10 protein-coding genes and 1 tRNA gene are annotated in these 7,222 nt (G+C 70.1%); 1 reads left to right on the top strand and 10 read right to left on the bottom strand.

Annotated features, from left to right (window positions below; translation table 11 throughout):
- Positions 1-206 precede the first annotated feature (206 nt).
- From G3I40_RS25965 to G3I40_RS25935, 8 genes are all read right to left on the bottom strand, one after another.
- On the bottom strand, positions 207-1,127 hold the full coding sequence (locus tag G3I40_RS25965) for an RNA polymerase sigma factor SigF (protein WP_164304544.1): 921 nt from the start codon (positions 1,125-1,127) through the stop codon (positions 207-209).
- Positions 1,128-1,373: 246 nt separating this feature from the next.
- Positions 1,374-2,198 (bottom strand): RNA polymerase sigma factor SigF, encoded by an 825-nt coding sequence (locus G3I40_RS25960; RefSeq protein WP_164304542.1) that lies wholly within the window; start codon positions 2,196-2,198, stop codon positions 1,374-1,376.
- Positions 2,199-2,371: 173 nt separating this feature from the next.
- Entirely contained in the window at positions 2,372-2,665 is a 294-nt protein-coding gene (locus G3I40_RS25955; protein ID WP_164304540.1) for a Dabb family protein, read from the bottom strand.
- Positions 2,666-2,702: 37 nt separating this feature from the next.
- Complete coding sequence (locus G3I40_RS46565; RefSeq protein WP_203644803.1) at positions 2,703-2,873, bottom strand: hypothetical protein; 171 nt, start codon at positions 2,871-2,873, stop codon at positions 2,703-2,705.
- A gap of 504 nt (positions 2,874-3,377) precedes the next feature.
- Positions 3,378-3,462, bottom strand: a tRNA-Ser gene (locus G3I40_RS25950).
- A 10-nt stretch (positions 3,463-3,472) separates the two neighbouring features.
- The gene (gene tadA / locus G3I40_RS25945; RefSeq protein WP_239091942.1) at positions 3,473-3,931 is read right to left on the bottom strand and encodes a tRNA adenosine(34) deaminase TadA; all 459 of its coding nucleotides are present in this window, start codon (positions 3,929-3,931) and stop codon (positions 3,473-3,475) included.
- A 118-nt stretch (positions 3,932-4,049) separates the two neighbouring features.
- Positions 4,050-4,607 (bottom strand): hypothetical protein, encoded by a 558-nt coding sequence (locus G3I40_RS25940; protein ID WP_164304538.1) that lies wholly within the window; start codon positions 4,605-4,607, stop codon positions 4,050-4,052.
- A gap of 207 nt (positions 4,608-4,814) precedes the next feature.
- Complete coding sequence (locus tag G3I40_RS25935) at positions 4,815-5,021, bottom strand: hypothetical protein (protein WP_164304536.1); 207 nt, start codon at positions 5,019-5,021, stop codon at positions 4,815-4,817.
- Between the two features lie 120 nt (positions 5,022-5,141).
- Here G3I40_RS25935 and upp point away from each other — a divergent pair, with 120 nt between their 5' ends.
- Positions 5,142-5,777 carry a uracil phosphoribosyltransferase gene (upp, locus tag G3I40_RS25930; RefSeq protein ID WP_164304534.1) on the top strand — a complete coding sequence of 212 codons (636 nt, stop codon included), beginning with the start codon at positions 5,142-5,144 and terminating at the stop codon, positions 5,775-5,777.
- A 99-nt stretch (positions 5,778-5,876) separates the two neighbouring features.
- Here the strand turns inward: upp and G3I40_RS25925 are convergent, their stop codons facing one another.
- Together G3I40_RS25925 and G3I40_RS25920 are read right to left on the bottom strand one after the other, a co-directional pair.
- Positions 5,877-6,533, bottom strand: coding sequence for a LytR C-terminal domain-containing protein (locus G3I40_RS25925; RefSeq protein WP_239091940.1), 657 nt, complete (start codon positions 6,531-6,533; stop codon positions 5,877-5,879).
- Positions 6,534-6,658: 125 nt separating this feature from the next.
- Positions 6,659-6,955 (bottom strand): type II toxin-antitoxin system VapB family antitoxin, encoded by a 297-nt coding sequence (locus G3I40_RS25920; protein ID WP_003955420.1) that lies wholly within the window; start codon positions 6,953-6,955, stop codon positions 6,659-6,661.
- Positions 6,956-7,222 lie beyond the last annotated feature (267 nt).

Here is a 7,222-nt window from a genome sequence, read left to right as displayed (position 1 = left end):
CTGGCGTAACGGCGCGGGCTCCGCCTCACCCCCGGACGACTGGCGTAACGGCGCGGGCTCCGCACCACCCCCGGACCACCGGCGTAACGACCCGGCCCCGCCCCAATCCCGGACGACCGGCATGACGACGCGGCTCCGCCCCACCCCGCCCCGCCGGCATCAAGGGCCGACGGCACACGGAGCAGGGCGGAGTTCGAAGGGGAGGGTCAGTCTCCGATCAGGCCTTCCCGCAACTGCGAGAGCGTCCGCGTCAGCAACCGGGACACGTGCATCTGCGAGATGCCGACCTCTTCCCCGATCTGCGACTGCGTCATGTTCGCGAAGAACCGGAGCATGATGATCCGGCGCTCGCGCGGCGGCAGCTTCGCGAGCAGCGGCTTCAGCGACTCCCGGTACTCGACGCCCTCGAGCGCCGTGTCCTCGTACCCGAGCCGATCCGCGAGCGACCCCTCGCCCCCGTCGTCCTCCAGGGCGGGCGAGTCCAGCGAGGACGCGGTGTACGCGTTGCCCACCGCGAGCCCGTCGACCACGTCCTCCTCCGAGACGCCCAGCGCCACGGCGAGTTCGGGAACGGTGGGTGAGCGGTCCAGCTTCTGCGAGAGTTCGTCGCTCGCCTTCGTCAGGGCGAGCCGCAGCTCCTGGAGCCGCCGGGGCACCCGCACGGACCACGACGTGTCCCGGAAGAACCGCTTGATCTCGCCGACCACCGTGGGCATGGCGAACGTCGGGAACTCGACGCCCCGCTCGCAGTCGAACCGGTCGATCGCCTTGATCAGCCCGATGGTGCCGACCTGGACGATGTCCTCCATCGGTTCGTTGCGGCTGCGGAAGCGTGCGGCCGCGTACCGCACGAGCGGCAGGTTCAGCTCGATGAGGGTGTCGCGCACGTAGCCCCGCTCGGGGCTGTGCTCGTCGAGCGTGGCAAGGCGCAGGAACAGGGAGCGGGACAGAGTGCGGGTGTCGATGGCCCCGGAGGACGCCGGTGGGGGCGTCGTCTGGGGCGCCTGTGCCGGAACGGAGGCCGGGACAGGTGTGTCGATCAGCGCGGCGGTCGCGGACGCACTCGCGTCACCGGACGAGCCGGGCGTGAGCGTGAGCACCTTCGAGCTGCCCTGGTCTGCGGACATGCCACCCCCTTGAGGTCGCGGACGGTCGCGGCGACGTTCCCGTCAGGTAGGAGCGCAGCCTCCACCTGAATACCGGACGCGAGGCCGCGCCAAACGCGGTTCCAGCAGAATGTCACATGTCGGCAACACGCTGTAGTGACATGTCGACATGGAAGGGGCGAATCACCGCAGGAAGCAGGGGGTGTGGCGAAAGTGGACAGGGGTTTCCGGTGGGAAATCCCCGCAGGGTCGGTCTACCCGTTTCAGCTACGCATCGATCCTGTTTGCGGATCGAAGTCGCGCGAAGCTGCGGGCGAGGAGCCTTGACACGTGCATCTGGGAGACACCCAGTTCCGCGCTGATCTGGGACTGCGTCAGATTCGAGTAGTACCGCAGCAGCAGGATCCGCTGTTCCCGCTCGGGCAGCTGAACGAGCAGGTGCCGTACGAGATCCCGGTGTTCGACGCCGTCCAGCTCGGGGTCCTCGTAGCCGAGCCGGTCGAGCAGCCCCGGCATCCCGTCGCCCTCCTGCGCGGCCTCCAGGGACGTCGCGTGGTACGAGCGCCCGGCCTCGATGCAGGCGAGCACCTCGTCCTCGGCGATGCGCAGCCGCTCGGCGATCTCGGCGGTGGTGGGCGAGCGCCCGAAGGCGGTCGTGAGGTCCTCGCTCGCGGCGTTGACCTGCACCCACAACTCGTGCAGCCGCCGCGGCACGTGCACGGTCCGTACGTTGTCGCGGAAGTAGCGCTTGATCTCGCCGACCACCGTGGGCATCGCGAAGGTCGGGAACTGCACGCCCCGCTCCGGGTCGAACCGGTCGATGGCGTTGATCAGCCCGATGGTGCCGACCTGGACGACGTCCTCCATCGGCTCGTTGCGGCTGCGGAAGCGGGCGGCCGCGTACCGCACGAGCGGCAGGTTCGCCTCGATGAGCGCGCCGCGCACCCGGGAGTGCTCGGGGCTGCCCGGCAACAGGTCCTTGAGCTGCCCGAAGAGGACCTGCGTGAGGGCCCGGGTGTCGGCGCCGCGGGTGCTCTTCGTCGCGGGCGGGGCTTCTTGAGGCGCAGTACTGGCCGGCACGGTCAACGCCACCTCTGTTTCCGTCAACTCATCGGTCAAAAGCGGTCATAGCATCACAAGACATGTGCACTGTGTGCAAGCACCGTATAACTACGTGTTGACGGGCAAGTTGGGGCATTTAGGGATGAAGGCATAAAAAAGCCCCCTGCCGTTGCGGCAAGGGGCCGTTCGGTCGTACGCCCGGCTCAGAACTCGTAGTCGGCGATGACCCACGTGGCGAACTCCCGCCACAGGGCGACGCCCGCCTGGTGCGCGGGGTGTTCGATGTACCGCTTCAGCGCATCGGTGTCCTCGACCGCCGAGTTGATCGCGAAGTCGTACGCGATGGGGCGGTCGGTGATGTTCCAGTCGCATTCCCAGAACGTCAGCTCGGGGATCTGCTCGCCGAGGGCGCGGAACGCCCTGACGCCCTCGGCGACGCGCGGTTCGTCGCGGCTGACGCCGTCGTTGAGCTTGAAGAGGACCAGATGGCGGATCACGGCTGTGCTCTCCCTCGGGGGGATCGAAGGGCTCGGGCTACTTGCCGCCGTTGGCGACCCACGTCATGAAGTCGCCGACGGACTGCGCGGCGGACGAGACGCCCTCGAAGCCTATCTGGACGTAGTCGGCGGCCTTGGCGGGGTCGGTGATGATCACGTAGAGCGCGAAGATGACCACGACGAACAGAACGATTTTCTTCGGCTCCACTGCGTTTCGGCCTCCCCGCGCCCGCGTCCGCACCACACCTGTGCCCCGTGTGGCCCCTGTTGCCGGGCGCGAGTCTATCCCGGCGATGTGTTCATCTGACCTTTAAGGACCAACGGCCCGCGATCACAGGTCTTTTGCCGCGACCGGGCGGTGAAGAAGTGGCGCAGGATGGGTGACGAGCCCGGAGGGTCTGGCAGGAATCCGAAGGGCAGGGACGGTCCCCGACTGCGGGGTTCGCGCCGCTCGCTTCCCCCCTGACGCGGCGCGAACTTACGGGAGTCCGTCCTCATCGGGGGAAGCGGCTTGTCCCCCCGATGCCGCTTCCCCCGTCCCAAGCGGGACGAGAGCCCCGGCGCCACTGGACAGGCGCCGGGGCTCTCTCGCGTCGGCACGCGCGCGGGGTCATGGGTACGCGCCCGCGGAGGGCACCCGGCACGCGGAGCCCCAACTGGCATGCAGAACGCCCCTCTTCCTCGGTGACCCGTGGAAGAGGGGCGTTGTCAGCGGTAGCGGTGGGATTTGAACCCACGGTGAGTTTCCCCACACTCGCTTTCGAGGCGAGCTCCTTCGGCCGCTCGGACACGCTACCGAGAGGAACTCTAGCCCAAAGTGGGCCGTGGTCTGAAATCCGTATCTCTGAAGAAGCGGGTCAGGGGCTCGGCGCAGTCCTGGGCGAGCACCTCGGAGATCACCTCGGGCCGGTGGTTGAGCCGCCGGTCGCGGATCACGTCCCACAGGGAACCGGCCGCCCCGGCCTTGTCGTCGCGGGCTCCGTAGACGACGCGGTCGAGGCGGGACTGGACGACGGCGCCGGCGCACATGGTGCACGGCTCCAGGGTGACCACGAGCGTGCAGCCCGTCAGCCGCCAGTGCCCGAGGGCCTGGGCCGCCCGCCGGATCGCCAGGACCTCGGCGTGGGCGGTGGGGTCGCCGGTCAGCTCGCGTTCGTTGTGCGCGGTGGCGAGCACGGTCGTCCCGTCGGGCGCCAGGAGCACGGCGCCGACGGGTACGTCGCCGCCCACCGCGGCGAGCCCGGCCTCGGCCAGGGCCTGCCGCATGGGCGGCTTCCAGGGATCTCGTACGGGATCGGGTTCGGGAACGGACACGGGATCGGGAACGGGTTCGGGCTCGGGGGGTGTCACGGCCAGGAATCTATCCCCGGGCGAACCCACGAGGTCAGCGCACCGTCTCGAGCACCTCCGCGGCGCCCAGCGCGTCCGCGATCTCGCTCAGCGCGTCCACCCCGTCGAGGGCGAGCAGTTCCTTCTCGGGGACGCCCAGGTCGGCGAGGATCCCGGTGTCCCCGAGCGGCCCGGAGGGCACGGCCTCGGCGGCCGTGCCGTCGTCCTCGTCGCTTTCTACGTCATCGTTCGCGGTGTCCGGTTCGCCGTCCTCCGTGCCGTCCAGGTCGAGGGAATCCAGATCGTCCTCGGCGTCCGGATCCTTGCCGAGCAGTTCGTCGGTGAGCAGGATCTCGCCGTAGCTGCTGCGGGCTGCGGCAGCGGCGTCCGAGATGTAGATGCGAGGGTCGTCCTCGCCGTCCAGGCGGACGACGCCGAACCACGCGTCCTCCTGTTCGATGAAGACGAGGACGGTGTCGTCCTCGGCGCCGGCCTCGGCCGCCGCCTCGCGGGCCAGGTCGGACAGGTCCGACAGGGTCTCCACGTCGTCGAGCTCTGTATCGCTCGCTTCCCACCCGTCTTCGGTGCGCGCGAGCAGTGCGGCGAAGTACACCGTGACTCTCCCACTGGTCTCTGGTGTTGCCGGTCGGGGATCCCCCCGGCGGGGCCTTGGAGGCGGGGAGTGCAGTTCAAGCCCCGCCCACTCGGAATCGTGGCAGAAAGTACGGCTCCAAGAGAGGTCTTCCGCGCGCTGTGTCCGCGTCGCGTCGCCGGCGGCAGTGTCTGATGTGAGCCGCGTCACTTGTACGTCACCGCTGAGTCACCAGCGAAAGGTGCGCATCCGCATCTGCTGACGCATCCGTGCGGCCCGTGCGCGGCGCGGCTGGACGCGGGCGCGCAGTTCGCGCGCCTCGGTCAGTTCGCGCAGGAACAGGGCGCGACGGCGCCTGCGTTCGGCGTCCGACTCCAAGGGCTCCCCGGGCCCCGCGCCCCGGTCGTGCCGTCCTTGCCGGTCCTGCTCGGGCATCGCCACACCACCACCCCGGTCCCCCGCACTCGACGAGTTCTTTCCACTTTCCCTCCGGGCGGGTCCTTGATGCCACCGCGCGGGGGCGCGCTGCCGTGGCCCCCGGTTACTGTGGGGGACATGCGGATCCACGTCGTCGACCACCCGCTGGTGGCGCACAAACTCACCACGCTGCGCGACCGGCGCACCGATTCCCCGACCTTCCGGCGGCTCGCCGACGAGCTGGTCACCCTGCTCGCCTACGAGGCGACGCGGGACGTGCGCACCGAGCAGGTCGACATCGACACCCCCGTGTCACGGACGACCGGCGTGAAGCTGTCGTACCCGCGCCCGCTGGTGGTGCCGATCCTGCGGGCCGGCCTCGGCATGCTCGACGGCATGGTCCGGCTGCTGCCGACCGCCGAGGTGGGCTTCCTCGGCATGGTCCGCGACGAGGAGACGCTGCAGGCCTCCACGTACGCGACGCGGATGCCGGACGACCTCTCCGGCCGCCAGGTCTACGTCCTGGACCCGATGCTCGCCACGGGCGGCACGCTCGTCGCGGCGATCCAGGAGCTCATCAAGCGCGGCGCGGACGACGTCACGGCCGTGGTGCTGCTCGCCGCGCCGGAGGGCGTCGAGGTCATGGAGCGGGACCTGGCGGGGACGCCGGTGACCGTGGTGACCGCGTCGGTCGACGAGCGGCTCAACGAGAACGGGTACATCGTGCCGGGCCTCGGCGACGCGGGTGACCGTATGTACGGGGCCGCCGAGTAGTCCGGCCCGGCCTCACGACGAAAGCCGCGGTCGCGTCCGCTCGGTCATCGAGCGGCCGCGACCGCGGCTTTTCCGTGGCGTCTGCTTGCGGGCCGGCGGCTACTTGCAGGTCGGCGACGCGGACGGTGCGGGCTTCGGGTGGGTCAGGGCCGCCAGCGCCTTGTCCGCGGCCGGCTTGGCCGTCAGGGACTTGAAGGTGTTGCCGAGGATCAGGTCGACCTCGGTCGGCTTGTCGCGGGTGTCCGTCTTCTGCTCGGCGCCCGCCAGCTGCGTACCCAGCACGGGCAGGGCCGCGCCGGTCGCCGTCGTCGCGCCCAGCAGTATCCCGGGGCCCTTGACCTTCTTGTCGTACGCCTTCGTCGCGTTGCCCACGTCGCCGATCGCGAAGCCGCGCTTCTTCAGCTCGTCGGCGGTCTCCTTGGCCAGGCCCCCGCGGGGCGTGGCGTTCAGGACGTTCACCTTGATCTGGGCCGGGGCCGGGAGTTTCCTCGCGGTCGCCGGCTTCGCCGTGGAGGGCGACGGGCTCGGGCGCTTCGTGCAGTCCGCGGGGGCGGAGCCGGCGGCCGTGGCCTTGCCGCCGCCCGTGAAGACGTCGACGAGCTGGAGCGACCCCCAGCCGATCAGACCGATCGCGGCGACGGACGCGACGACCGCGAGCACGATCCTGCTGCGCGAGCGCCCGCGCCGCATACGGGGATATTTGTCCCCCGTGATGCGGTACTTACCGCCCATGCCGGGGGGAGTGAGCATGCTCATGGGCGCAGCGTAGTGCCGTGCGGCGGCGATGCCTATTAAATGATCACGGCCGGGCGTCCAGTCCAACCCAAAAGGGCCAATGCGGACTTGGGGCCGTCAGCCGCGGCCGATGCGGAACGGGGCCGTCAGCCGAGTTCGAGGACGCGGGCGTGCAGCACCTGGCGCTGCTGGAGCGCGGCGCGCACGGCCCGGTGCAGGCCGTCCTCCAGGTAGAGATCGCCCTGCCACTTCACGACGTGCGCGAAGAGGTCGCCGTAGAACGTGGAGTCCTCGGCGAGCAGGGTCTCCAGATCGAGCTGGCCCTTGGTGGTCACCAGCTGATCGAGGCGGACCGGGCGCGGCGCGACGTCCGCCCACTGCCGGGTGCTTTCCCGGCCGTGGTCGGGGTACGGCCGGCCGTTTCCGATGCGCTTGAAGATCACACGGAAAGCCTACCGGGCGAGGCTCTCCGGGCGCAGCCATGGAGACGGAGTGCGACCCTGGGAAATACCGCCCTGAAATGGGGCGAAATGGGAACACTCAAGCCGGGGACAGGGGCCTGAAATGAGTGACAGCGAGCCGATAGCAGGCGGGCCCGAGAGTGGAACGCCCTCGTCCGAGGTACCGGAGGGCGCCGCGTTGACGGGTGCGGCCGCGGGCGCGCGAGCACGCAGCCGGTTCGTGCCGCCCGTCGCTCCGGCGGCGCCGCC

It is taken from the genome of Streptomyces sp. SID14478, from assembly GCF_010548525.1.
Classification (GTDB): domain Bacteria; phylum Actinomycetota; class Actinomycetes; order Streptomycetales; family Streptomycetaceae; genus Streptomyces.
Note: the sequence above shows the minus strand (reverse complement) of the source record. Positions and strands in the feature narration are given on the sequence as shown.

Coding starts and splice junctions, on each gene's coding strand:
- G3I40_RS25965 (WP_164304544.1), bottom strand. CDS start 1,127: ATGTCCGCAGACCAGGGCAGCTCGAAGGTGCTCACGCTCACGCCCGGC.
- tadA (WP_239091942.1), bottom strand. CDS start 3,931: ATGCGGCAGGCCCTGGCCGAGGCCGGGCTCGCCGCGGTGGGCGGCGAC.
- upp (WP_164304534.1), top strand. CDS start 5,142: ATGCGGATCCACGTCGTCGACCACCCGCTGGTGGCGCACAAACTCACC.
- G3I40_RS25925 (WP_239091940.1), bottom strand. CDS start 6,533: ATGAGCATGCTCACTCCCCCCGGCATGGGCGGTAAGTACCGCATCACG.
- G3I40_RS25935 (WP_164304536.1), bottom strand. CDS start 5,021: ATGCCCGAGCAGGACCGGCAAGGACGGCACGACCGGGGCGCGGGGCCC.